We start from the raw sequence: 22,514 nt of genomic DNA, 5'->3' as shown, positions 1-22,514 counted from the left end.
CCGGGCAGTGACCTGCCACGCATGGGCGTGATTGTCTACCTAGTTCATGTCTTCGATGAGGCGTCCGTGTTTGCGGGTCTCCTCCAGCGCCGCGCCAAAGGTGGCAAGCCCGCGCGCTTCCAGCATGGGCAGCATCTTGCAGAACACCTCTGCCGTGGCGCGCGCGTCGCCCATGGCAGTGTGGCGCAAGGCGGGCGGGATGGTGACGTCCAGCCTTTCGCAAAGCGCGTCCAGCGTGTGGTTTTGCGAGGCGCCGAACAGAACTGCGCTCAGCAGCACGGTGTCCAGCACCGGCTGGTCCCAGATGACGCCGGTGCGTTTGGAATGGCGGTGCAGAAAGGCCATGTCGAAGGGCGCGTTATGGGCAACAATGACTGCGTCCGAGGCAAAGCGGTGGAAGGCGCGGGCGGCCACGGCTATATCCGGCGCACCCTGCACCATGGCATCGTTGATGCCATGCACCCGTGCCGAAGCGGCGGGGATCGGCCGCCCCGGATCCACCAGGGTTTCAAACACCTCGCTGTCGATGATGCGGCCCCGCACCATCCGCAGCGCGCCGATCTGCACGATCTCGTCCTTGTGCGGCAGCAGGCCGGTGGTCTCGGTGTCGAACACCACATAGCTGAGATTGGCGAGCTTGCGGCTGTCCAGTTCCGCGTGATCCGTGTCCAGCAACGCAAAGTCATAGACCAAGGGCCGGGAATCCTCCGGGGCAAGACCCGCATGGCTGCCCTCGAACAGAATGATATAGCCCGGCGCGCCGCCCAGGGGCTTCAGCCGCAGATCGAACACCTGGGTGCCGCTGGCGCTTTTGACTTCGGCCTTCACCTCCAGGCCGCTGCGCACCAGCCGGCCATAGGCCGCCTCCAGCCCGGTCCGGTCCAGGTAATCGGACAAGGGCGCATTGAGCCGCGGCGGTGCCTCCTGCGCCAGCACCGCGGCGGCCTGGCCGTCGTACAGCACGATCTGATGGGCGGGGCCGGCCATCACGGTGGCAATGGGAATGTCGGTCAGCAGCGCCGCCAGGCGGGTCTTCTCCGCCTCCAAGTGTTCGGTTTCGCTGGCGATTGCCTCCGCCGCTGACAGTGCCGAGGCACCCAGCTGCCCGGCCAGGCCTTCAGCAGCGGCGGCAAGATCGCCCAGATAGCGGGCACCGTGGGTATCCAGTTCCTTTGACACTCCGGCATGGGCGCGGGCGCGCATACCCGCCGCCAGCCGCTCGATCGGTTTGGCGACGTTTTCGTCAAACAGCAGCCAGACCGCAGCGCATAAGCCAAGGATGGCAAACCCGCTGAGCAGGCCAGAAAAGACAAAGGCGTCCGTCAGCCCGGGCTGTCCGGAGCGGCTGTATCCCAGCCACAGCGCACCGGTGGTGACCGCAATGCCGCCGAGCGCCAGCAGGCAGAAGAACAGGAAGATCCGAAGCCGCAGGCTGAGGCGTGACAGCATCTTTACCCTCCGCAGGCTGTTGTCAGGATCGGATCGCTACTGCTGCCGGGTTCGACCCAGTCCAGACCGTCCGGCAGGCCGCCGGAAAACTCCGCATTGCCTGCCGCCAGCGCCCGCCGCCCGCCGCCGCAGTCCAGCCAGACCGGCAGCTTGCTGACCGGCGCCCAGCGGCCAAAGAAGTACAACTCGCCAAGAAAGATCTGCGGGTGGTCCGCATGGGTTTTCATCGTTGCGGTATCCAGCGCGGCAAAGCGGTCGACGTAGGGCACGGCATAGGTCCAGGGCCGGTAAAAGCTCTGGTTTTCCACCGTTTCCGCCACGACCAGCCCGTCGGGCAGGGCCGCAGCTGTGCGCGGGTACCAGCCGTATTCCGAGGTGATGGTGGCCGCGATCATCGCCAGCCCCGCTGCCACCGGCGCCAGCCAGCGCGGCAGCCGCCCGCCCAGGAACTTTCCCAGCAGCATCACCACGCCCGCGGTGGCAATGCCCGCAAAAATTACTGCAATCAGTTCCAGAAACATCCGCTCTCCTCCGGCATATGCCCGGTCGTTTTCATCTTTTCCAAAATACTCCCGCCGGAGGCTTCCTCCGCGGCACCACGCGCAGGTGTCAGCTCAGTATCCCTTTACCGTGCCCAACCGCCGATTGCATTGTTTTTACCACAACAAAGGCGTCGCGCAGATGACTTCGCTCAAAATCCGACAGATCCGAGGGCGCCAGATAGTTGTCCGGCGCGCTGCCGCTGCGGATCTGCGCCGCCTGATGCTCCAGCCGGGTTTGGGCGATCAGGTCGTAGGCATCCATCAGGTCGCGCGCGCCGGAGGGGCTGAGCACGCCTGCCGCCTCTGCCGCTTCCAGCCGGGCGCGTGTGTTGACCTCCGCCAGCTGGCCTTGCAGCGCATAGACCCGGCCCAAGTCCACCACCGGCACCACGCCGTTGTGCTTCATGTCCAGCGTGTTGCGGTGCTCGCCCGAGCGGATGGCGGCCAGCCCGCGCAGCAGGCCCAGGGGCGGCGTGTGCTTCAGGGAATTCGCGATCATATGCGCGGTGAAGATCGAATTGGCGCTGGCGGCCTTCAGGGTTTCCTGCTGCAGATCCGCAAACAGGGCGGCATCGCCGCCGATGGGCCGCAGGTCGAACATCACCGAGGCCAGCATCTGCGCCTCAGGGCTAGGCTTGGCAATCCAGCCGCGGAAGTAGTCGCGCCAGACACGCAGCGGCTGCCGCCAGCGCGTATTCGATGCCATCATGTCACCGGGGCAATAGACATAGCCGCAGGTGTTCAGCCCGTCGCAGACAAACCGGGCCAGTGCTTCGAAATAGGCCTCATCGCCGGGCGTCAGATCGTCAGACAGGATCAGGCAATTGTCCTGATCCGATACCCCGGTCTGTTCGCGCCGCCCTTGCGAGCCGCAGGCCAGCCACAGGTAGGGGACGGGGGCGGGGCCCAATTTCTGCTCCGCCAGCGCCAGCAGGCGGCGGGTTGCGGTGTCGGCGATGTCGGTGATCAACCGGGTCACCACTTCATGCCGGTTGCCGCCTGCCACCAGCTGAACCAGCAGGCGGGGGATTTCGGCAGCGGCCCTTGCCATCTCATCAGCAGATCCGGCGCGGGCAATGCTTGAGATCATCTCGCCGGAGCTGACCGCCTGAAAGCGTGTGAGGTCGGTCTGGGTGACGATGCCTGCGAGCTTCCCTGCCTCCACCACCGGGATGTGGCCGATGCCATGCTCCATCATCAAGTGCAGCACTTCGGAGCCGATGGCGGAGGGGGCGAGCGTCAGCGGGTCCGGTGTCATTACCGTACTGACGGGGGTGGAGATGGGCTTGCCTGCGGCTAGAATTTTTCCGGTCAGATCGCGGGTTGTGAGAATGCCTTGCAGCGTCCCGCCATCGGTCACGCAGACGGAGGAAATGCGGCGGTCGCGCATCAGCTGCGCCGCGCTTTGGCAGGTGAGCCCGCTGGAGCAGGTGACGGGATCACGGGCCATGATGGTTTCGACCCGCGTCGTGGCGAGGCTGCTGGTTTCCCGGCTGCTGGGGCGGCGGCGGTCGAAGAATTTTGCGACTTGCGGCTGGCTGGCCATCAGGGCGTGGAACGCTGCCTTGGGCAGCAGCAGCAGCAACGTGTCTGCGGTGGCTTGGGCTGATGTCACCGCCCGGCCGCTGCGGGTCAGGCCGCGCTCGCCGAATGAATTGCGGGGGCCAAGGATCGAGACAGGGATGCCGTTCTCATCCGTCACTTCAACTTCGCCGGTATGGACCAGGTAAAGCCCCTGCAGATCCTCGTCCAGCGTATAAACGGGATCGCCGGCGGCGGTTTCGATCTGTTGGAACCTGGCGGCCAGATCCTGCAGCAGCGCGGGTTCCAGGCTGTCATAGGGGTGGACCGACGTCAGAAAGCGGAGCAGGGCGGCGTCAGATAAGGGCATGGGCATACCTGCATGAAATCAGAGAAAAAATGGCCCCGCCAGTAAGAACCGGACGGGACCATGAGGAAAGAGGCAGGCCGCAGGGCAGCCCGCCCAGGGGAGGTTCAGTGGTCCTGCGCAACTCCGGCACCGCGCGGGATGCGAACGCTTTCCACCAGCTCTTCGATCTCGGCGGGGATGGCCGCGGTCGATTTCGAGACGATGAAGGCGACTGCAAAGTTCACCATCGCGCCAACCGCACCGAAGGAGGTGGATTTGATGGTGCCCAGCAGTGGGTCTGCGTCGGTAAAGGAGTTGGTGTCCGGGATGAACAGCCAGCCTTTGTGCAGGAAGATGTAGACCAGGGTCACACCAAGGCCGGCCAGCATGCCGGCCACGGCGCCCTTGTTGTTCACCTTGGTGAAGATGCCCATCATCAGCGCCGGGAAGATCGAAGCTGCTGCGAGGCCAAAGGCCAGCGCCACGGTCTGTGCGGCAAAGCCCGGAGGGTTGAGGCCAAGATAGGTGGCCACCGCGATGGCCACACCCATGGCGATACGGGCCGACAGCAGCTCATTCTTTTCCGAGATGTTCGGGTTGATCGAGCCTTTGATCAGGTCGTGCGATACCGCAGATGAGATTGCCAACAGCAGGCCCGCCGCGGTGGACAGTGCAGCCGCCAGGCCGCCGGCAGCAACCAGACCGATCACCCAGCTGGGCAAGTTGGCGATTTCCGGGTTGGCCAGAACCAGGATGTCGCGGTTGAACTTGGTCAGCTCATTGCCGGCCCAGCCATTGGCAGCCGCGGTTTCCTGCAGCGCTTCGGACTTGTCGTTGTAGTACTGGATCGCACCGTCGCCGTTCTTGTCTTCCCAAGCCAGCAGGCCGGTTTTCTGCCAGGTGGCCATCCAGTCGTACTGCGGATCGTTTTCGATCTGCTGCACGGTCACGGCGCCGCCTTCGATGCCGCCATTGGGCCACATCATCTCGGTGATGTTCAGGCGGGCCATGGCGCCAACTGCCGGAGCGGTCAGGTACAGAAGCGCGATGAACACCAGCGCCCAGCCGGCCGACCAGCGGGCATCCGCCACTTTCGGCACAGTAAAGAAGCGCATGATCACGTGGGGCAGGCCCGCGGTGCCGATCATCAGCGAGAGCGTAAACAGCACCATGTTGAAGGTGTCGGAATGATGCGCGGTGTACTCGTTGAAGCCCAGCTCGCGGACAATGGCGTCCAGCTTGGCCAGCAGCGGCTCACCGGATGCAGCGTGTTCGCCGAACAGGCCCAGAGCGGGGACCGGGTTACCGGTCAGCTGTAGCGAGATGAAGATGGCCGGGATGGTATAGGCCATGATCAGCACGCAGTATTGCGCCACCTGGGTGTAGGTCACGCCTTTCATGCCTCCGAACACCGCGTAGGCGAACACAACACAGGCACCGATCAACAGCCCCGCGGTGTTGGAGACCTCGAGGAAGCGGCCAAAGGCCACGCCCACGCCGGTCATCTGGCCGATCACGTAAGTTGTCGAGGCAACGATCAGGCAGATCACAGCCACGATGCGCGCGGTCGGGGAATAGAACCGGTCGCCGATGAACTCGGACACGGTGAACTTGCCGAACTTGCGCAGGTAAGGCGCCAGCAGCAGCGCCAGCAGCACATAGCCGCCGGTCCAGCCCATCAGGAAGGTCGAGTTGTCATAGCCAGTGAAAGCAATGAGGCCCGCCATTGAGATGAACGAGGCTGCCGACATCCAGTCGGCTGCAGTGGCCATGCCGTTGGTGACGGGGTGAACACCCCGGCCGGCGGCATAGAATTCAGATGTGGAGCCCGCGCGGGCCCAGATCGCGATGCCGATGTAGAGCGCAAAGGACGCGCCCACAAACAGCAGGTTGATGGTAAACTGGTCCATCTTATTCTTCCTCCACGCCGTATTCGCGGTCCAGCTTGTTCATTCGGAACGCGTAGAAAAAGATCAGCCCCAGGAACACCAGGATCGAGCCTTGCTGGGCGAACCAGAAGCCAAGATCGGCACCGCCGACGCTGATGCCCGACAGGGCAGGGCGCAGCAGGATGCCGAAGCCGAATGACACAACAGCCCAAATCACCAGGCTGACAAGAATGATCCGCACGTTTGCCGCCCAATAGCCCTTGTCGGCTTCGGCGGTCTGTGCGGAGTTGGTTGTTTGGTCCGCCATGGCGGCTCCTCCTTCTTCCTCCTGAGCTGCCTTGCAGGGTGATGCGCCAGGCAAACTCTCTCCATGTGCCTGCCGACGGGTTCACGTCGTGCAGGCATGACTCCTCCGGTCCGCCAAGGCGGTGCCTTCGGGTATTCCAATGTCCGGGGGGCGGGGTCCTGCGGTTCGCGCAGGCCCCGTTTCTTATTGGTTAGGCGGTGGCCTCGGTTACGATGGCCGCCATGTCCTGGGCGATGTCGTTGATGCCGCCCATGGCATTTGTTGTCTGCAGCACGTCCTTGCCGCCGTAATAGGCAATCAGCGGCGCGGTCTGCGCGTGATAGGCCTCCAGCCGGCTGGCAACGGTTTCGGCGTTGTCATCGGCGCGGCGCTTCATCTCGGTGCTGCCGCATTTGTCGCAAGTGTCCGCCACAGCGGGCTGCTTGAAGCTGTCGTGATAGCCTTCGCCGCAGCCGCCGCAGGTGTAGCGGCCGGAGATCCGCTCGACCATGGCGGCGTCATCGACCTCCAGGCTGATCGCGGCGTTGATCTTCTGCTGGGTTTCGGCCAGCAGTTCGTCCAGCGCTTCGGCCTGCACGGTGGTGCGGGGGAAGCCGTCGAGGATCACGCCCTTGGTGCAATCGGGTCCGGTCAGACGGTCGCGCAGGATGTTGATCACAATGTCGTCGCTGACCAGCTGGCCGGATTCCATCACGGCCTTGGCGGCGAGGCCGGCGGGGGTGCCCGCCGCAACGGCCTCGCGCAGCAGGTCGCCGGTGGACAGCTGCACATAGCCGAATTTCTCTTCCAGCATCCGCGCCTGAGTGCCCTTGCCGGCCCCCGGAGGACCCAGCAAGATCAGAACAGCGGGGCGGGTCAATACTGCCATATTCATCGGTCAATCACCCCTTGTTCGCACGGTTTTCGATCAGGTCGTCTACCACCGACGGATCGGCGAGGGTCGACGTATCGCCCAAGGAACCGAAATCGTTCTCGGCGATCTTGCGCAGGATGCGGCGCATGATTTTGCCGGAGCGGGTTTTCGGCAGACCCGGCGCCCATTGGATCACATCCGGCGAGGCAATCGGGCCGATCTCGGTCCGCACCCAGGTGCGCAGTTCCTTCAGCAGCTCGTCCGACGGCTCGCGGTCGTTCATCAGGGTCACATAGCAATAGATGCCCTGGCCCTTAATCTCATGCGGGTAGCCAACCACGGCAGCCTCGGCCACGGCGGCGTGTGCGACCAATGCGCTTTCGACCTCAGCTGTGCCCATCCGGTGGCCGGAGACGTTGATCACGTCATCGACGCGGCCGGTGATCCAGTAGTCGCCGTCTTCATCGCGGCGGCAGCCGTCGCCGGTGAAATAGTAGCCTTTGTAGTCGGAGAAATAGGTCTTCTCAAACCGCTCATGGTCGCCCCAGACCGTGCGCATCTGGCCCGGCCAGCTGTCCTTGATGCACAGCACCCCTTCGACGCCATTGCCCTCGATCTCAACTCCGGACTGGGGGTCCAGAACCACCGGCTGGATGCCGAAGAAGGGTTTCATTGCGGCACCGGGCTTCATCGCATGCGCACCCGGCAGCGGGGTCATCAGGTGGCCGCCGGTTTCGGTCTGCCACCAGGTGTCGACAATCGGGCATTTGCCCTTGCCGACAACCTCATTGTACCAGTTCCAGGCTTCCGGGTTGATCGGCTCGCCCACGGTGCCGAGGGTGCGCAAGGAGGACAGGTCGCATTTCTCGACCCATTCGTTGCCCTGGCCCATCAGTGCGCGCAGCGCGGTGGGGGCGGTGTAGAACTGGTTTACTTTATGCTTTTCGCAGACCTGCCAGAAGCGGGAAGCATCGGGGTAGGTCGGCACGCCTTCGAACATCAGCGTGGTGGCGCCATTGGCCAGGGGCCCGTAGACGATATAGCTGTGGCCGGTCACCCAGCCCACGTCCGCGGTGCACCAGTAGATGTCGCCGTCGTGGTAATCAAAGGTGATCTCATGGGTCATCGCGGCATAGGCCAGATAGCCGCCGGAGCTATGCACAACGCCCTTGGGCTGGCCGGTGGAGCCGGAGGTGTAGAGGATGAACAGCGGATCTTCGGCGTTCATCTCGGCCGGGGCGCAGTAATCCTCTGCTTCCAATGCCATTTCGTTGTAGTCAAAGTCGCGCCCGTCGACCCAGGTGGTCTGGCCTCCGGTGCGCTTGACCACCAGGCATTTCACCGTGTCCTTGGTGTGCAGCAGCGCGGCGTCGGCGTTCGACTTCAGCGCCGTCTTGCGGCCTCCGCGGGGGGCCTCGTCGGCGGTGATCACAACCTTGGCGTCGCAGCCGTTGATCCGGGCCGCCAGCGCGTCGGGGGAGAAACCGGCAAACACGATGGAATGAATGGCGCCGATGCGGGCGCAGGCCAGCATCGCATAGGCGGCTTCCGGGATCATCGGCAGGTAGATCACCACCCGGTCGCCCTTGCGCACGCCCATCTCATGCAGGATGTTGGCCATCCGGCAGGTGCGGCGGTGCAGCTCCTTGTAGGTGATATGCTGCGCCGCTTCTTCCGGGCTGTCCGGCTCCCAGATGATCGCGGTCTGGTCGCCGCGTGTGTCCAGATGGCGGTCGATGCAGTTGGCGGAGACGTTCAGGGTGCCGTCGGCGTACCAGTTGATCGAGACATTGCCGAAGCCGTAGTTCACGTCCTTCACTTCGGTGAAGGGCTTGATCCAGTCGATGCGCTTGCCTTGTTCGCCCCAGAACCCTTCCGGGTCGGTCAGCGAGGCGTCATACATCTCCTGGTATTTCGCGGCAGTCACATGCGCGCGGGCAACGGTTTCGTCGGACGGCGGATAGACAGCGTCTGCGTGCAGCGCGTTCATTCGGTTTCCTCCCAGAATTTATTGGCAAGACAAACGACAACGCTGTGCCGTGGCTGTCAAACCGTTTCCTCCTGGGCACCGATAATACCGCGGATTGAAAATTTGTGAATAAAACACAGATATCAAAGAGTTTATCTGTAAACGAATTTCAAAATTTTCGGCCATTTTGTAAATATGGGCGTATGCCAGCGCATACCACCCCATGTTTTCAGAGGCTTTTCTGTAAATTTCTCCAGCGGCCGTTTGCGGCTTCAATCGCCGTTCTGGGCTTGGGAGCGGCTTACTGCCGCAGCTGTCGGCGGCTTTGCACCTGCGGCATATTGTGCTGGCAATACTGGAAACTGCCGTTTCATCCCGCTGCGAGTCGCCACGTCATCTTTCCCGCCGGGGGCTTGGCAGGGGGGCTGTGTGCCGCTAGCCTGACGGGCAAGCGCACCGCGCCGGCCCGGTGCCGGGTTAAAAAGGAGCGCAATTCGGGAGAGTTACATAATGAACAGATTTCTGACAGCCGCTGTGGCGGCAACTGCTGGTTTCGCATTGGCAGGCGAGGCTGCGGCCACCGAGTGGAACGTGTCCCTGTGGGGCAAGCGCCGTGCCTTTACTGAACATGTGGAAAAACTGGCCGAACTGGTATCTGAAAAGACCGGCGGCGAGTTCACCCTGAACATCAGCTATGGCGGGCTTTCGAAGAACAAGGAGAACCTCGACGGCATCTCCATCGGCGCCTTTGAGATGGCGCAGTTCTGTGCCGGCTACCACCGCGACAAGAACCCCTCGATCACCGTGCTGGAGCTGCCGTTCCTGGGCGTGAACACGCTGGAGGAAGAGGTGGCGGTCGCCAATGCGGTCTATGCCCATCCGGCGGTGCAGGCGGATCTGGCGCGCTGGAACGCCAAGCTGCTGATGACCTCGCCGATGCCGCAGTACAATATCGTCGGCACCGGCGAGCCGCGTGATGAGCTGGCAGAGTTCAAGGACATGCGGGTGCGCGCCACCGGCGGCATCGGCAAGGCGTTCTCGGCCGTGGGTGCGGTGCCGACCTCGGTCACCGCAACCGAGGCCTATAACGCGATGGAATCCGGTGTTGTGGACACCGTCGCCTTTGCCCAGCACGCGCATCTGGCCTTCGGCACCATCAACCGCGCCGACTGGTGGACCGCCAACCTCAACCCTGGCACTGTGAACTGCCCGGTGGTGGTCAACACCGATGCCTATGATGCCCTCAGCGACGCCGAGCGTGAGGCGCTGGACAGTTCAGTTGAGGAGGCGATCGGTCATTACCTGAGCAATTACGGCGCGCTGCTGGAGAAATGGGACGGGGTGCTGGCCGAGAAGGGCGTGGAGAAGGTCACTATCTCTGACGACCAGCTGGCCGAGTTCCGCAAAGTGGCCGCCGACCCGATCCGCGCCCAGTGGATCGAGGACATGACCGCCCAGGGCCTGCCGGCACAAGAGCTGTATGATCTGGTGCAGAAGACCCTCAGCGATCACCGCTCAGGCAGCTGAGCCTGACGCAACACAAAGGGGGGCGGGCTGATCAGGTCCGGCCCCTTTTGCCTTTGATGACTACTAAAAGACGGGGGCGGGCATGGCAGGCAGCGCAGCAGTGCTGGAGGACGGCAGCCTGATCAGCAGGCTGGACCAGCGGTTATTGAAAGCGGAGCGCTTGCTGGCGCTTTTGAGCGGTATCGCAGTGTTTTCACTGATGATCCTGGCAGTGGTCTCGGTCGGCGGGCGGAATGCAATGAATGCGCCCTTGCCCGGCTATGTGGATTGGATCGAACAGATCATGCCGCTGATTGCCTTTATGGGTATTGCCTATGTGCAGCGCGACGGCGGCCACATCCGGATGGACATCGTTATCGCCGCGTTGCGGGGGCGGGCCATGTGGCTGTTTGAGCTGATCTCGGTCCTGCTGATCCTGCTGCTGATTATGGCTCTGGTCTGGGGCAGCTGGTCGCATTTCCTGCGCTCCTTTGATTTTGCTGCCCCCTGGTGGAGCCGTGACAGCTCCATCGATATCGGCATTCCGATCTGGCCAGCCAAGCTGCTGGCGCCGGTGGCCTTTGCGGTTCTGGGCCTGCGGCTGCTGCTGCAGATCTGGGGCTACGGCCGCGCCTTGGTGCTGGGGCTGGAGACACCCGTCGCCGTGCCGCTGGTCCTGACCGCGGCAGAGCAGGCGGCGGCAGAGGCTGAGCAACTGGAAGGCCATGACAGCAGTACCAGTGATAAGTCTGCTGGCGGGCAGGGGTAGGGCATATGGAACCCATTGATATCGGCCTGTGGGTCACGGGCGGCCTGCTGGCGATGGTGGTCTTGGGGATGCGGGTGGCCTTTGCCGCCGGCCTCGCGGGCCTCATCGGCCTCATTTGGATCTTCTGGGCCAAGTTCGGCTACGATCCGGCGCGCTTTGGCAAGGCGCTGACCGTTTCGGTCAAGATCGCAGGCCAAGTGCCACACTCCAAGGTCTCCAGCCAGGCGCTGAGCCTGATCCCGACCTTCATCCTGATCGGTTATCTCGCCTATTACGCAGGGCTGACGCGGGCGCTGTTCGAGGCGGCCAAACGCTGGATTGCCTGGCTGCCCGGGGGGCTCGCGGTCTCCACTGTCTTTGCCACCGCGGGCTTTGCCGCTGTGTCCGGCGCCAGCGTAGCCACCTCCGCCGTCTTTGCCCGCATCGCCATCCCGGAAATGCTCCAGATCGGCTACAACAAGCAGTTCGCCGCCGGTGTGGTGGCGGCCGGCGGCACGCTGGCGTCCTTGATCCCGCCCTCGGCGATCCTGGTGATCTATGCCATCATCGTCGAGCAGGACGTGGGTAAGCTGTTGCTGGCAGGCTTCATCCCCGGCGCCTTTTCTGCCGTGGTTTATGGCCTGCTGATTGTCGGCATCGCTGTGATCTTCAAATCCGTGGGCCCGCCTGTCAAAGGCTTCACATGGGGCCAGCGCTTTGCAGCGCTTCCCGGTGCCTTGCCGATCATCTTTGTGGTCGTGATCATCATCTGCTTTGTTTACAACCCCTTTGGCGGCGACGCCTGGGGCACGCCGACCGAAGGCGGCGCGCTGGGGGCCTTTGTGGTGTTCTGCATGGCGGTCCTGAAGGGGATGAAATGGGCTGAGCTTAAATCAGCACTTCTGGAAACGGCCAAGCTGACAGTGATGATCTTCACTATCATCTGGGGCGTGCTGATCTATGTGCGTTTTCTAGGGTTCGCTGATCTGCCGGGAGCATTTTCCGACTGGATCACATCGCTGGAGATGCCGCCGATGCTGATCCTGATCTGCATTCTCTTGGCCTATGCGGTGCTGGGGATGTTCATGGATGCAATCGGGATGCTGCTGCTGACGCTGCCGGTGGTTTATCCGGCGGTGATGGCGCTGAACGGCGGTGAGAGCGTGGCGGCCGCCGACAGCGCCTTTGGCATGAGCGGCACCATGTGCGCGATCTGGTTCGGAATCCTGGTTGTAAAAATGGCAGAGTTCTGCCTGATTACTCCTCCTATCGGTTTGAACTGCTTTGTAGTTGCGGGCGTGCGTGATGACCTGAGCGTGCAGGATGTATTTAAGGGCGTGACGCCGTTTTTCATTGCCGACGCTGTGACGATTGCGCTGCTGGTCGCCTTCCCGGGGATTGTGCTCTACCTCCCGTCCTTGGCGGGGTAGAGAAGGGCACTCATGTCTCACCAAAGCGGATCGGCCTGGCAGGCGGCGGCGCAGGACCTATATGGCGCGGCATGACTGATTTCGCCCCCTTGCACCAGGCCGCGCGCCTTTCTGTGGGGCCCATGATGGATTTGTGCGACTGAAGGTAAGGTATTGTTTTGTAGTTGTTTTTAGGGGGTGATTTCGGCGTGTAGCACATATGTAGCAATCGTCCCTACCTGATGGTGAAGCCGTGCTTCACGTGTTTGATGATGCCGCATTCTTGGTTCTTCGACAAGCGAGGGCGCCGAGCCAAAACCATATGTCGTTGATTGGCGTTTTGCCGATCCCGGTCGCGGAATGTCCCTTTTGTCCGGGGGCAACCTATGGAAACATCCCAAAGATCCATATCAAGACGATTTCAAAGAAAGACTACATTGGCAAATTCTCGATCGCCTTTAACCAACTTTGGACCTTCTTCGGGTGAAAGGATTCCTCCTTTTCTCCTCCGCATTCACAAGCTGGGGCATGTCGACATTTTCAAGAAGGGCCCGGATTCAAGTCTTGATCAGATTGTTCGGCGATGGATGAAAGTCAGTAGCGCATTGTTGGCCAACCAGGTGGAAACCATATTTGACGACACGCTCAACTGCCTTGCCGAATTGGCTCTGATGGAACTTAAACTTCCAGGAACCTTTCCTGGTATTGAAGCAATGCGTCCGTTCCTCAGACCACATCCTGTCGGAAAACTCCCAGGGCTCACTCCCTGGCCGGCGACGCGCCACCTCTATGTGCCCGAGGACTACGAAGATCTTCGAGAGATGATGGCAAGCCAACCCATTGGGGTCACCGCAGGAAAAAATCACAAATTCCTCGACTATCTTCGTCTGGGGGAAACTGATGGAGATGTCAGCGAAAGTTTTGATCTGAAGGCCCTACAAGAGCATCTCTACAGTGATGAGGCTGACAATCATGATGATGGATTCATTGATTTAAGATTGTCTGATCTGGGAACGCGACTGATTTCCAGTGAGGGCGAGATCAGATTGCTCCAAATTCTCATTCCTGCAGATGAGACCACCGACACATTGATAACCCGGCTGGCAGGGATGATGGGCGTTCCTGGGAATAGGTCACACTACAAGGTCGCGCATTTCACGGCACTCACCAAGGATGCTGAGGGGAATGACCAGGTCAAGACGTCCTTCTTACTGGTCGACAGCGACAAACTTATCGACGCATCCATTGGGTGGAGCGCGAAACCAGGTGGGCATCCCCTTTTGACCGACGAGCAGGCCTCTGTTGGGCGTTGTTGCAGAACTCTGAGTGCTAAGGATTCACATCACGAATCCATGCGGTTAGACGGGGCAGATGAGCAAGCCCACACCAGCCCGCTACCGTACGACGAATTGGTCCAGCTACAACGATGCGCTCAGAAAGCGCGGGTCGCTTCTGATCTGGTTGGACAAAGAGATGACCTGGCTCGCTCCGCATGATGACAGCCCCGGTCGCCCTGCGGTTTTCTCGGATGCGGCGATCCAGTTCTGCCTGTCGATCAAGGTTCTGTTCAAGCTGCCCCTCCGGCAGACCGTCGGGATGGTCACCAGCCTTCTGCACCTGGCGGGTCTGGACTGGCCCGTTCCGGATTTCTCTACGCTGTGCCGCCGACAGAAAACGCTGGCCGTCCAGATCCCATATCGCCGCGCCGACGGGCCGCTGAACCTGCTTGTGGACAGCACCGGGATCAAGTTCCTTGGCAATGGTGAGTGGCAGGCCCGCAAGCACGGCGTTCAGGGGCGGCGCCAATGGCGCAAGGTTCATCTTGCGATGGATGCTGCCACGTCTGACATCCGTGCCGTCGAATTCACCCCCAGCCGCGACGGCGACAGCCCGGTCTTACCGGACTTGTTGGGTCAGTTCCCCGAGGACGAAGACATCGGCACCGTGATCGCCGATGGCGCCTATGACACGCGACGCTGCCATGCCGCGATCCTCGAACGCGACGCGGCCCCGATCATCCCGATCCGCAAGAATGGTCGGTTGTGGAAAGAAGATTGTCCGGCTGCGCAGGTCAGAAACGAAACTCTGCGAGCCACCCGACACTACGGTCGAGCCTTCTGGAAGCGCTGGACAGGATACCACGTCCGGAGCCGGATCGAGGCAAAGATGCGCTGCTTAAAGGCATTCGGCGAGCGCATTGCCGCAAGAGACCCCGACCGCCAAACCGCCGAAATCCACATCCGCATCGCACTCATCAACCGCTTCAACGCACTCGGCGCCGCCGAGATCATCCGCGTCGCCTAAGTTCGGAGGGGAAAGGGGTAGTCAGGCCACAAGAGGGAGTTCTGCAACAATGCCCCTTGAAGCTGTCTTCATGGAAGACCTTGGGGCGCTGGGGTACTCCGTCCACCACGGTTCTGAAATTTCGCCTGAAATGCGCAATCCGATGCGAACGAGCTTCCGGGAGACCTTTCTTTTGCCGGTGTTCTTCGGTGCGCTGAAACGACTGAACCCTGAGCTGCCGGTCACTGCGGTCCAGGAGGCCGCGACGCGGGTACATGATGTCGTGTACGCCACTGACGTTGTCCAGGAAAACCGGCGTCTGCATGACCTTCTCGTCAATGGTGTGGCTCTGACCTATTTCGCCGATGGTGAAGAACGCAATGCGCGTGTTCAGATTGTCGATTGGGAAAACCAGAAGAATGACTGGCGTGCCGTCAATCAGGTGGATGTGGTCGGAAAGAATCCTCGGATACCGGATGTGGTACTATTCCTGAACGGCCTGCCACTGGTCGTTGTTGAGCTGAAGGGGACGGAAGGGGCCGGAATTGACGCCGCCTATCGGCAGATCGACACATACAAAGAAGATATCCCTGATCTGTTTCGCACATCGCTTCTTACCGTGATTTCAGATGGGCTGAATGCCCGCTATGGCTCGTTGTCGGCCGGACTGGATCGTTTCATGCGATGGCGTACCATCGACGGCGAAACCATAGTCGAAGAAAATACGTCTCTTGCCCTCCAAACTCTGACCCAAGGGCTTTTGGATCCACAGACGCTTCTGGACCTGATGCGCTGGTTTGTAGTGTTTGAGGATGAGGGTAGAGGACCGGTCAAGAAAATCGCCGGCTACCATCAATTCCATGCCGTACGGAAGGCCATCCAGACGATTCTGGCGGCTCAGGGAGGAGATGGCAAAGGCGGTGTCATCTGGCACACACAAGGGTCTGGCAAATCTCTGCTGATGACCTTCCTTGCCGGACGCGTTATGCGGCATCCTGGCCTTGAAAACCCGACCCTGGTTGTTCTGACTGACCGCAATGATCTGGATAATCAGCTTTTTGCGACCTTCGGTCGGTGCAGGGATTTGTTTGGCGAAGATCCAGTCCAGGCCGACAGCATCAGTGACCTGAAAGACCTACTTAATCGTGAAGTGGGTGGTGTTGTCTTTTCCACGATACAGAAATTCCGTCCGGAAACAGGTGAAGTTTTCCCAGAACTGACGGACCGGTCCAACGTGATCGTCATGGTCGATGAGGCGCACCGCACTCAATATGGGTTCGAGGCAAAGATGAAAAAGGAGACAGGGGAAGTCCGTCATGGCCTTGCATACCAACTTCGCCAGGCGCTCCCCAATGCTGTTTACATCGCCTTCACAGGAACTCCTGTTGAGTTGGTCGGAGCTAACACAAGGGGTGTATTTGGAGAATATATCGACGTGTATGACATCGCCCAAGCCGTCGAGGATGGAGCGACGGTTCCAATCTACTATGAAGCACGAGTTGCCAAGGTCGAGCTGGACGAGGAGTTTTCCAGGGAACTCGACGAGAAATTCGACGAAGCCACCGAAGTAATGGAAGAAAACGAGGCGGCGGCGATCGCTCGAAAATGGTCGCGTGTCGAAGCACTGGTTGGAGCCAACAAGCGCCTGGATACGGTGGTCGAAGATATCCTGGAGCATTTCGACGCGCGGCTTGAGGCGATGGACGGCAAGGCGATGATTGTGTGCATGAGCCGACGCATATGCGTTGAAGTGTACAATAGGATCGTGGAACTGAGGCCTGAATGGCATGGGGATACTGACGAAACTGGTCAGGTCAAAGTCATCATGACTGGCAGCGCAACAGATCCTGCAGAGTTTCGGCCCCATATTCGCTCGAAGTCCCGCCAGGAAGCGATCAGGAACCGCACAAAGGATCCAGCGGATCCGTTGAGGCTCGTCATCGTCCGTGACATGTGGTTGACCGGATTTGATGCACCCTGCATGCATACACTTTATGTCGACAAGCCGATGCGAGGGCATGGCCTTATGCAAGCTATCGCCCGGGTGAACCGTGTATTTCAGGACAAACCTGCAGGGCTGGTCGTTGATTACATTGGTATCGCTGCGGAATTGAAAAGTGCGCTTGCCCACTACAGTCAGTCCGACCAGCAACAGACAGGGATCAGTGAAGCCGAGGCCGTCGCGGCTTTCCTGGATGCGCTTGACGTGGCGCGCACCCAGTTCCATGGGTTTGACTATTCTCAAGCCTTGGGAGGGACGCCTGCGGAACGGCTTCGCGTACTACCGAGTGCTCTCGATCACATTTTGCAAAGGGAGAGACTGGGTGAAGGCGGGGCAGTAAAGCGCTTCAACGATGCCACTGCGGCCCTGGTAAAGGCCTTCAAACTCGCGTCAGGCAGTCCTCAAGCCACCGACCACACGGAAGAAGTAGCCTTTTTCTCTGCCGTCAGATCAGGCCTGGAAAAGGTTGGGGCGGCGCCGGTTGGGCGGTCATCCCGGAATCCGGATTTCGCAATTCAGCAGCTTGTGAATCGTGCAGTTGCGTCTACAGAAGTTGTTGATATCCTTGAAGCTTGCGGCTTCGATCGTCCTGATATCAGCGTTCTGTCTGATGCCTTCATGATCGAAATCCAAAATATGAAGTACAAGAACCTGGCGGTGGAAGCTCTCAAGAAGCTTCTCAACGGTGAGATCTCTGCGAAGACCAGAACGAATATCGTTCAGAAAGAGGAGTTTTCCTCTCGCCTGGAGCAAGCGATTGCCAAATATCACAATAGAAGTGTCGACGCCCTTCAGATCCTTCAGGAACTGATCGAAATTGCGAAGGACCTTCGGGATCAACCTGACGACGGTCTGTCTGCGGAAGAACGCGCATTTTATGATGCCCTGTCACAAAATGACAGCGCGGTTGAGATCATGGACAATGATAAGTTGCGTGTAATAGCCGCGGAACTGGTGAATACGGTACGAAAGAATTCAGGTACGGATTGGTGGCGCCGGGATAATGTGCGAGCGAGGATGCGCATTGCAGTGAAGAAAATTCTTCAGCGGCATGGATACCCACCTGATCTTGCATCTGAGGCTGTGAAGACCGTTCTTCGTCAAGCCGAAGCCCTGGCAGTCGAGTTGCATTGAGCGACACGTTGAGCAAAGAAAGAGGCCCCAAAGTCGTGTGGTGCCTCTTGAACTGTATCAGCTTGTTCAGTCGAGCGGTGAGCGCTCTGTAAACCCAGCCAACGCGTGCCGGTGCAAATCTCATTCCCCAGAATTTTCATGGTGGTATAGTTTGCGTGTGTTTAATGGAGAGAGATGAGCAATGGATGATAGAGCGCTGATTTCCGAAATTAGCAGAATTTTGGACACGCATGGTCTTGAGCATGGCAAGCGAGACGCGGCTTTTGGTGTGCTCTGGATCGTATTGCATCCAAATTCCACGCCGACATCAACAAAGAATATTTGCGACGATGGAAGTATCCTCAATGGTCAGCGCTGGACTCTATTCAACAATGAACGTGAGAGCGAAATGAAAGTCGAACTCCTTTATAATACTGACATAAAGTCGACTTGATGTGATCGGACACCGCCCCCTTCTCAGCAAGCTGAAATTGGGACGGCGCATCTCATGACGGAGAAAGTGAGGATCCTTCAACCATTCGAAAATGGGGTTCGCATTGACCGCATATCGCTGCGCCACCAGTGCCACTGAAATCCCCGGCGTCGTTGCCTGCGCTCAACTCTCGTGCTCTTCTTCGTCCGATTAAAACCCCTTCTTCCGCCTGCTCATAGAGGCATTCTTCAAGGCGCCGTCAGGTCGGGTTCAACGGGCGCTTGCGTCGAACGCGGCGTCTTCCCAGATAGAAGCGAATTTCTCCTGCGCAGCTGTGAACTGAACGTCAATCAGTCGAGCAAGATCCGTGAGCTGTATGAATTTCTGAGCCTTCTGGCTGTTGTTCTCAACTCCAGTGTAGGGCAAGCGGATGTCGCCGCCGTCGATTTTTTGCTTCAGCGTATCCGGCTTGTAGTTCAAATACTGCGCTACGTGTTCCAGCGGGATAATCGGATTTCCGCCGAAATGGGCGAGCAGCATGTCGATGGTTTTCATCTTTGTCTCCTTTGCTTGTGGAGAGGAAATGCGTTTCTGCTTCAAATGGCGGAAAACTGGTTTGATAGGAGTTTGATGGCCGATGCAAGGAACCCGGCCATCGGGGTTATCAGTGAAGTGACTTGCATTTCTCCAGGGTCAGTTGATGCCAGTCCCAGTTGGCGAATTTGTCGCCTTCTTCTTCGACGTGTTCGTAGCGGTAAAGGCATCCACCATTCTTGTGACCTGAGATCTTTCTGACGAATGAAGCAGACTTTCCCATCTCGAAAAGCCGACTGATGGCTTCGTGCCGAAAGTCATGGAAGCGCAGATCGACGACTCCGACCTTGTCCCGGTGGCGGCGGTATGCCGTCCCAACCGAGCGCGGATTGTAAGGGAAGATGAACTCAGACGTCCTGGGCATTGCCAGGATAATCTCCAATGCTTCGCTCGGAAGAGTGCACCAAACGTTGTTTCCCTTTTTTTGCCTGGGATGTTTCATATCGCGCACGAGGATTGTGCCACTATTCACGCGCAGATCATCCCACCTCAGTCTGCAGATTTCGCTCAGACGACGCGCCGAATAGATTGCAAAGACCGCCAGGATGTCGGCGGGGATCTTCTGCCGAGGATTTTCCGAGATAGCAGTCAGGATTTTGTTTAGCTCACAGAGTTCTGGTCGGCGATCTCGCTCTTCGGATCGAGCCAGAACTTCATCTTCCCAAAGAGTTCGCATGGCCAGACTGACCACTTCGATCGGAATCAAGGCACCTCGGTCCTTGGCCCAGGAGAGTGTCCTCGCCAGGTGAGTCATGTATCCCGCGACAGTCTGTGGCATTCTTTCACCAGCCGACAATAGATCCGCATAGTCGTATAGTTGTTGCTGGGTCAGCGTTGATACCCTGGTCTTTCCGAACTCGTCGGCCTTGATGAACGTCAGCACTTGAAGGGCAGATCGGCCAAGGGTTTTCCCGCGCTTCAAACGATCGTCGATGACATCTGAGATTGTAGTTTCCGTCACGATTTGAATTGGAAACCCGTTTAGCTCGATGTCGCGGAGTTGGTTGTTTCGCCATTTTTTTGCGTTTGGCAGGTGCTTGAAGGTTTTCGTGAGGCTGTGCTGTTTGCCATCCACACGCTTTCGGATTTGTACCCGGTAGGAGAACTTTCCATTCTTGCCTTCAAACCGAGTGATGTTCTGTTCCTCGAATTTTTTCCCTGGGATCTCCTTGCGAGGTTTCTTTTCTTTCTGCTCGGTCGACGAGACCGGCATGGTGCTTTCTGAAACCCCGGCAGCAGCCACAGCGGTTGCTTGAGAAGGAGAGCGCTGGAAGAGGTTCTGGGCAGTAATCGCTGCGAGCACATCCGTTGTGCTTTTGTTGATAGTGGTCATGGAATTCGTCCCATCTTGATTTCGATGATAGGGAATTCGGTTCGGCCGCACGAAAAAAGATTCCGGGGTTTGATAGCCAAATTCCGAGAGAAGCACGGAAGATGGAACCGGCGGTGCCCGGGCCAGGAACCAGCTGCATTTGGGCCGCTGTTTGTAGGCTATGGATGTGCTACACCGTAGCACGCTCGAATCGAGAACCTCCGAAAATCCCCGGAAAAACGGTGAAATCAGGGGAAATCGTGCTACGCGAAGTTTGAAGCTAAATGGGGTTAAAGCTTTGAAAAATAACGCACAAAAAGCGGCGCGTTTAAGCGTGGCACCCATGATGGATTGGACGACGTCCGATTGCCGGTATCTGCACCGGCTCTTGAGCCGGGAGACGCTGCTGTACACCGAAATGGTGACCGCGCCTGCGCTGGTGCGGGGCGGAGCGTTGCACTTGCTCGACTTTCACAACGACGAACATCCGGTGGCCTTGCAACTGGGCGGCTCTGACCCGGTTGAGCTGGCAGAGGCTGCAAAGCTGGGATCTGATGCAGGCTATGACGAGATCAACCTCAACTGCGGCTGCCCCAGTGACCGCGTGCAATCCGGCGCCTTTGGCGCGGTTCTGATGCAGACGCCGGAGCTGGTGGCGGACTGCGTTGCAGCCATGCGTGAGGCCGTGAAGGCCGAGGTCACGGTCAAATGCCGTATCGGCATTGATGAGCAGGAGCCGCAAGAGGTGCTGCCGGACTTTCTGGACAAGATCCGCGCGGCGGGTTGCCGGCGGGTGACGATCCATGCCCGCAAGGCCTGGCTGCAGGGGCTGAGTCCGAAAGAAAACCGGGACATTCCTCCGCTCGACTACGAGTTAGTGCACCAGATGAAGGCTGCCTTTCCGGATCTGCATATCTCGATCAACGGCGGCATCGCCACGCTGACCGAAGCCAAGCTGCATCTGGACCGCGGTCTGGACGGGGTGATGGTGGGGCGTGCAGCCTATCACCAGCCGGCCGAGGTACTCTGCGGTGCTGATCCGGAGATCTACGGGACGGGTTCTGTGAGCGATCCTGCTGAGGCGGTGCGGCAGATGCTGCCCTACATCGAGGCTCGGCTTTCCGATGGCGCCAAGTTGAACCAGATCACCCGGCATATGCTGGGTCTGTTTGCCGGCCGCCCCGGCGCGCGGCAATGGCGGCGGATGCTGTCCGAGGGGGCCTGCCGCGCCGGGGCCGGGCCGGAACTGGTGGAGCAGGCGCTGGCGCAGATGGCGGACCGCGCGGCTGCGTGACGCGGCGGCGCGCGGGCTATTGCCTTGTGCAAGCGGATTGCGGCGGCTAACCCTTTGCCGGTGAAGCCCAGCCTGAGGTGCCCTGCATGACTGATCCTGCCGTGACCGCCGCATTGTGGCCGGAGCCTGCGCTGCTGATGCAGATGGCGGGGCTGCTGCTGGTGATCGGCGCATTTGCCGGGGTATTGGCGGGGCTTCTGGGGGTTGGCGGCGGTATCGTGCTGGTACCGGCCTTCTTCTATGCCTTTCAAACGCTTGGATATGGCAGCGATCAGCTGATGCAGATGTGCCTTGCGACCTCCCTTGCGACGATCATCGTGACCTCTGTGCGCTCCGTCCTGAGCCACAACAAGAAGGGCGCGGTGGATTGGGAGATCCTGCGCAGCTGGGGGCTGGGCATTGCCTTGGGGGCAGTGGTTGGCGTGCTGGCAGCCTCGGCGCTGCGCTCGACCGTGCTGCAGGGGGTGTTTGGCGGGCTGGCACTGGTGATCGGCTGCTACCTGGGGCTGGGCCGCGCGGACTGGCGGCTGGCTGAAGCCATGCCTAAGGGCGGCAAGCGGCTGGTGCTGTCGCCTGCGGTGGGGTTCCTGTCAGTGCTGATGGGCATCGGCGGCGGCAGCTTTGGCGTGCCTTTGATGACCTTGCACGGGGTGGCTGTTCACCGGGCGGTGGCGACCGCTGCGGGCTTTGGCGTGATCATCGCGGTACCGTCGGTGGCGGGGTTCCTGCTGCTGGATCTGGACCCGGCCACGCGGCCGCCGTTCACGATCGGGGCGGTTAACCTGGTGGCATTCTTCATTGTGATTGCGATGACGCTGATCACTGCGCCCTGGGGGGTGAAACTGGCCCATGCGATGAACCCCAAGCCGTTGAAACGGGTGTTCGGAGCGTTCTTGGTGCTGGTGGCACTGAACATGCTGCGCAAGGCTTTCGGATATTAA

Annotated in this window: 18 protein-coding genes; 9 read left to right on the top strand and 9 right to left on the bottom strand. The window is 59.9% G+C overall.

The genetic code is table 11. The features are described 5' to 3' along the window. Positions 1-39 precede the first annotated feature (39 nt). From AQUI_RS0120755 to acs, 7 genes are all read right to left on the bottom strand, one after another. Positions 40-1,449, bottom strand: a complete 1,410-nt coding sequence (locus AQUI_RS0120755) for a 3'-5' exonuclease (protein WP_027259222.1) — start codon at positions 1,447-1,449, stop codon at positions 40-42. Between the two features lie 2 nt (positions 1,450-1,451). Then, the gene (locus AQUI_RS0120750; protein ID WP_027259221.1) at positions 1,452-1,970 is read right to left on the bottom strand and encodes a hypothetical protein; all 519 of its coding nucleotides are present in this window, start codon (positions 1,968-1,970) and stop codon (positions 1,452-1,454) included. A gap of 88 nt (positions 1,971-2,058) precedes the next feature. Next, a complete protein-coding gene (locus AQUI_RS0120745; protein ID WP_027259220.1) occupies positions 2,059-3,882 on the bottom strand; it encodes a DUF294 nucleotidyltransferase-like domain-containing protein in 1,824 nt (607 codons plus the stop codon). Positions 3,883-3,986: 104 nt separating this feature from the next. Continuing rightward, positions 3,987-5,771 (bottom strand): sodium:solute symporter family protein, encoded by a 1,785-nt coding sequence (locus AQUI_RS0120740; protein ID WP_027259219.1) that lies wholly within the window; start codon positions 5,769-5,771, stop codon positions 3,987-3,989. A gap of 1 nt (position 5,772) precedes the next feature. Continuing rightward, positions 5,773-6,057: a DUF4212 domain-containing protein gene (locus AQUI_RS0120735; protein ID WP_027259218.1), complete on the bottom strand. Its 285-nt coding sequence runs from the start codon at positions 6,055-6,057 to the stop codon at positions 5,773-5,775. A 190-nt stretch (positions 6,058-6,247) separates the two neighbouring features. Beyond that, on the bottom strand, positions 6,248-6,931 hold the full coding sequence (locus AQUI_RS0120730) for an adenylate kinase (RefSeq protein ID WP_027259217.1): 684 nt from the start codon (positions 6,929-6,931) through the stop codon (positions 6,248-6,250). Positions 6,932-6,938: 7 nt separating this feature from the next. Next, entirely contained in the window at positions 6,939-8,900 is a 1,962-nt protein-coding gene (gene acs, locus AQUI_RS0120725; RefSeq protein ID WP_027259216.1) for an acetate--CoA ligase, read from the bottom strand. A gap of 489 nt (positions 8,901-9,389) precedes the next feature. Here acs and AQUI_RS0120720 point away from each other — a divergent pair, with 489 nt between their 5' ends. From AQUI_RS0120720 to AQUI_RS30945, 7 genes are all read left to right on the top strand, one after another. Further along, positions 9,390-10,406, top strand: coding sequence for a C4-dicarboxylate TRAP transporter substrate-binding protein (locus AQUI_RS0120720; RefSeq protein WP_027259215.1), 1,017 nt, complete (start codon positions 9,390-9,392; stop codon positions 10,404-10,406). 82 nt (positions 10,407-10,488) lie between these two features. Beyond that, entirely contained in the window at positions 10,489-11,154 is a 666-nt protein-coding gene (locus AQUI_RS0120715; protein ID WP_027259214.1) for a TRAP transporter small permease subunit, read from the top strand. A 5-nt stretch (positions 11,155-11,159) separates the two neighbouring features. After that, positions 11,160-12,563 carry a TRAP transporter large permease gene (locus tag AQUI_RS0120710; protein WP_027259213.1) on the top strand — a complete coding sequence of 468 codons (1,404 nt, stop codon included), beginning with the start codon at positions 11,160-11,162 and terminating at the stop codon, positions 12,561-12,563. A gap of 241 nt (positions 12,564-12,804) precedes the next feature. Then, complete coding sequence (locus AQUI_RS31330) at positions 12,805-13,029, top strand: hypothetical protein (RefSeq protein WP_169730819.1); 225 nt, start codon at positions 12,805-12,807, stop codon at positions 13,027-13,029. A gap of 884 nt (positions 13,030-13,913) precedes the next feature. Further along, positions 13,914-14,846: an IS5 family transposase gene (locus tag AQUI_RS0120700; RefSeq protein ID WP_027259212.1), complete on the top strand. Its 933-nt coding sequence runs from the start codon at positions 13,914-13,916 to the stop codon at positions 14,844-14,846. Between the two features lie 49 nt (positions 14,847-14,895). Beyond that, positions 14,896-17,961: a type I restriction endonuclease subunit R gene (locus AQUI_RS0120695; RefSeq protein WP_027259211.1), complete on the top strand. Its 3,066-nt coding sequence runs from the start codon at positions 14,896-14,898 to the stop codon at positions 17,959-17,961. A 181-nt stretch (positions 17,962-18,142) separates the two neighbouring features. After that, positions 18,143-18,394, top strand: coding sequence for a hypothetical protein (locus AQUI_RS30945; RefSeq protein ID WP_027259210.1), 252 nt, complete (start codon positions 18,143-18,145; stop codon positions 18,392-18,394). Positions 18,395-18,643: 249 nt separating this feature from the next. Here the strand turns inward: AQUI_RS30945 and AQUI_RS28545 are convergent, their stop codons facing one another. Continuing rightward, entirely contained in the window at positions 18,644-18,928 is a 285-nt protein-coding gene (locus AQUI_RS28545; RefSeq protein WP_051371952.1) for a pyocin activator PrtN family protein, read from the bottom strand. A 109-nt stretch (positions 18,929-19,037) separates the two neighbouring features. Beyond that, positions 19,038-20,300, bottom strand: a complete 1,263-nt coding sequence (locus AQUI_RS28540; RefSeq protein ID WP_245596954.1) for a tyrosine-type recombinase/integrase — start codon at positions 20,298-20,300, stop codon at positions 19,038-19,040. A gap of 277 nt (positions 20,301-20,577) precedes the next feature. Here AQUI_RS28540 and dusA point away from each other — a divergent pair, with 277 nt between their 5' ends. Beyond that, on the top strand, positions 20,578-21,573 hold the full coding sequence (gene dusA / locus AQUI_RS0120675; protein ID WP_027259209.1) for a tRNA dihydrouridine(20/20a) synthase DusA: 996 nt from the start codon (positions 20,578-20,580) through the stop codon (positions 21,571-21,573). An 86-nt stretch (positions 21,574-21,659) separates the two neighbouring features. Then, the gene (locus AQUI_RS0120670; RefSeq protein WP_027259208.1) at positions 21,660-22,514 is read left to right on the top strand and encodes a sulfite exporter TauE/SafE family protein; all 855 of its coding nucleotides are present in this window, start codon (positions 21,660-21,662) and stop codon (positions 22,512-22,514) included.

The sequence above is a fragment of the Leisingera aquimarina DSM 24565 genome, assembly GCF_000473165.1.
Lineage (GTDB): Bacteria > Pseudomonadota > Alphaproteobacteria > Rhodobacterales > Rhodobacteraceae > Leisingera > Leisingera aquimarina.
This window is presented reverse-complemented; position numbering and strand designations above follow the sequence as displayed.

Coding starts and splice junctions, on each gene's coding strand:
- AQUI_RS0120755 (WP_027259222.1), bottom strand. CDS start 1,449: ATGCTGTCACGCCTCAGCCTGCGGCTTCGGATCTTCCTGTTCTTCTGC.
- AQUI_RS0120750 (WP_027259221.1), bottom strand. CDS start 1,970: ATGTTTCTGGAACTGATTGCAGTAATTTTTGCGGGCATTGCCACCGCG.
- AQUI_RS0120745 (WP_027259220.1), bottom strand. CDS start 3,882: ATGCCCTTATCTGACGCCGCCCTGCTCCGCTTTCTGACGTCGGTCCAC.
- AQUI_RS0120740 (WP_027259219.1), bottom strand. CDS start 5,771: ATGGACCAGTTTACCATCAACCTGCTGTTTGTGGGCGCGTCCTTTGCG.
- AQUI_RS0120735 (WP_027259218.1), bottom strand. CDS start 6,057: ATGGCGGACCAAACAACCAACTCCGCACAGACCGCCGAAGCCGACAAG.
- AQUI_RS0120730 (WP_027259217.1), bottom strand. CDS start 6,931: ATGAATATGGCAGTATTGACCCGCCCCGCTGTTCTGATCTTGCTGGGT.
- acs (WP_027259216.1), bottom strand. CDS start 8,900: ATGAACGCGCTGCACGCAGACGCTGTCTATCCGCCGTCCGACGAAACC.
- AQUI_RS0120720 (WP_027259215.1), top strand. CDS start 9,390: ATGAACAGATTTCTGACAGCCGCTGTGGCGGCAACTGCTGGTTTCGCA.
- AQUI_RS0120715 (WP_027259214.1), top strand. CDS start 10,489: ATGGCAGGCAGCGCAGCAGTGCTGGAGGACGGCAGCCTGATCAGCAGG.
- AQUI_RS0120710 (WP_027259213.1), top strand. CDS start 11,160: ATGGAACCCATTGATATCGGCCTGTGGGTCACGGGCGGCCTGCTGGCG.
- AQUI_RS0120700 (WP_027259212.1), top strand. CDS start 13,914: ATGAGCAAGCCCACACCAGCCCGCTACCGTACGACGAATTGGTCCAGC.
- AQUI_RS0120695 (WP_027259211.1), top strand. CDS start 14,896: ATGCCCCTTGAAGCTGTCTTCATGGAAGACCTTGGGGCGCTGGGGTAC.
- AQUI_RS30945 (WP_027259210.1), top strand. CDS start 18,143: ATGGATGATAGAGCGCTGATTTCCGAAATTAGCAGAATTTTGGACACG.
- AQUI_RS28545 (WP_051371952.1), bottom strand. CDS start 18,928: ATGAAAACCATCGACATGCTGCTCGCCCATTTCGGCGGAAATCCGATT.
- AQUI_RS28540 (WP_245596954.1), bottom strand. CDS start 20,300: ATGACCACTATCAACAAAAGCACAACGGATGTGCTCGCAGCGATTACT.
- AQUI_RS0120670 (WP_027259208.1), top strand. CDS start 21,660: ATGACTGATCCTGCCGTGACCGCCGCATTGTGGCCGGAGCCTGCGCTG.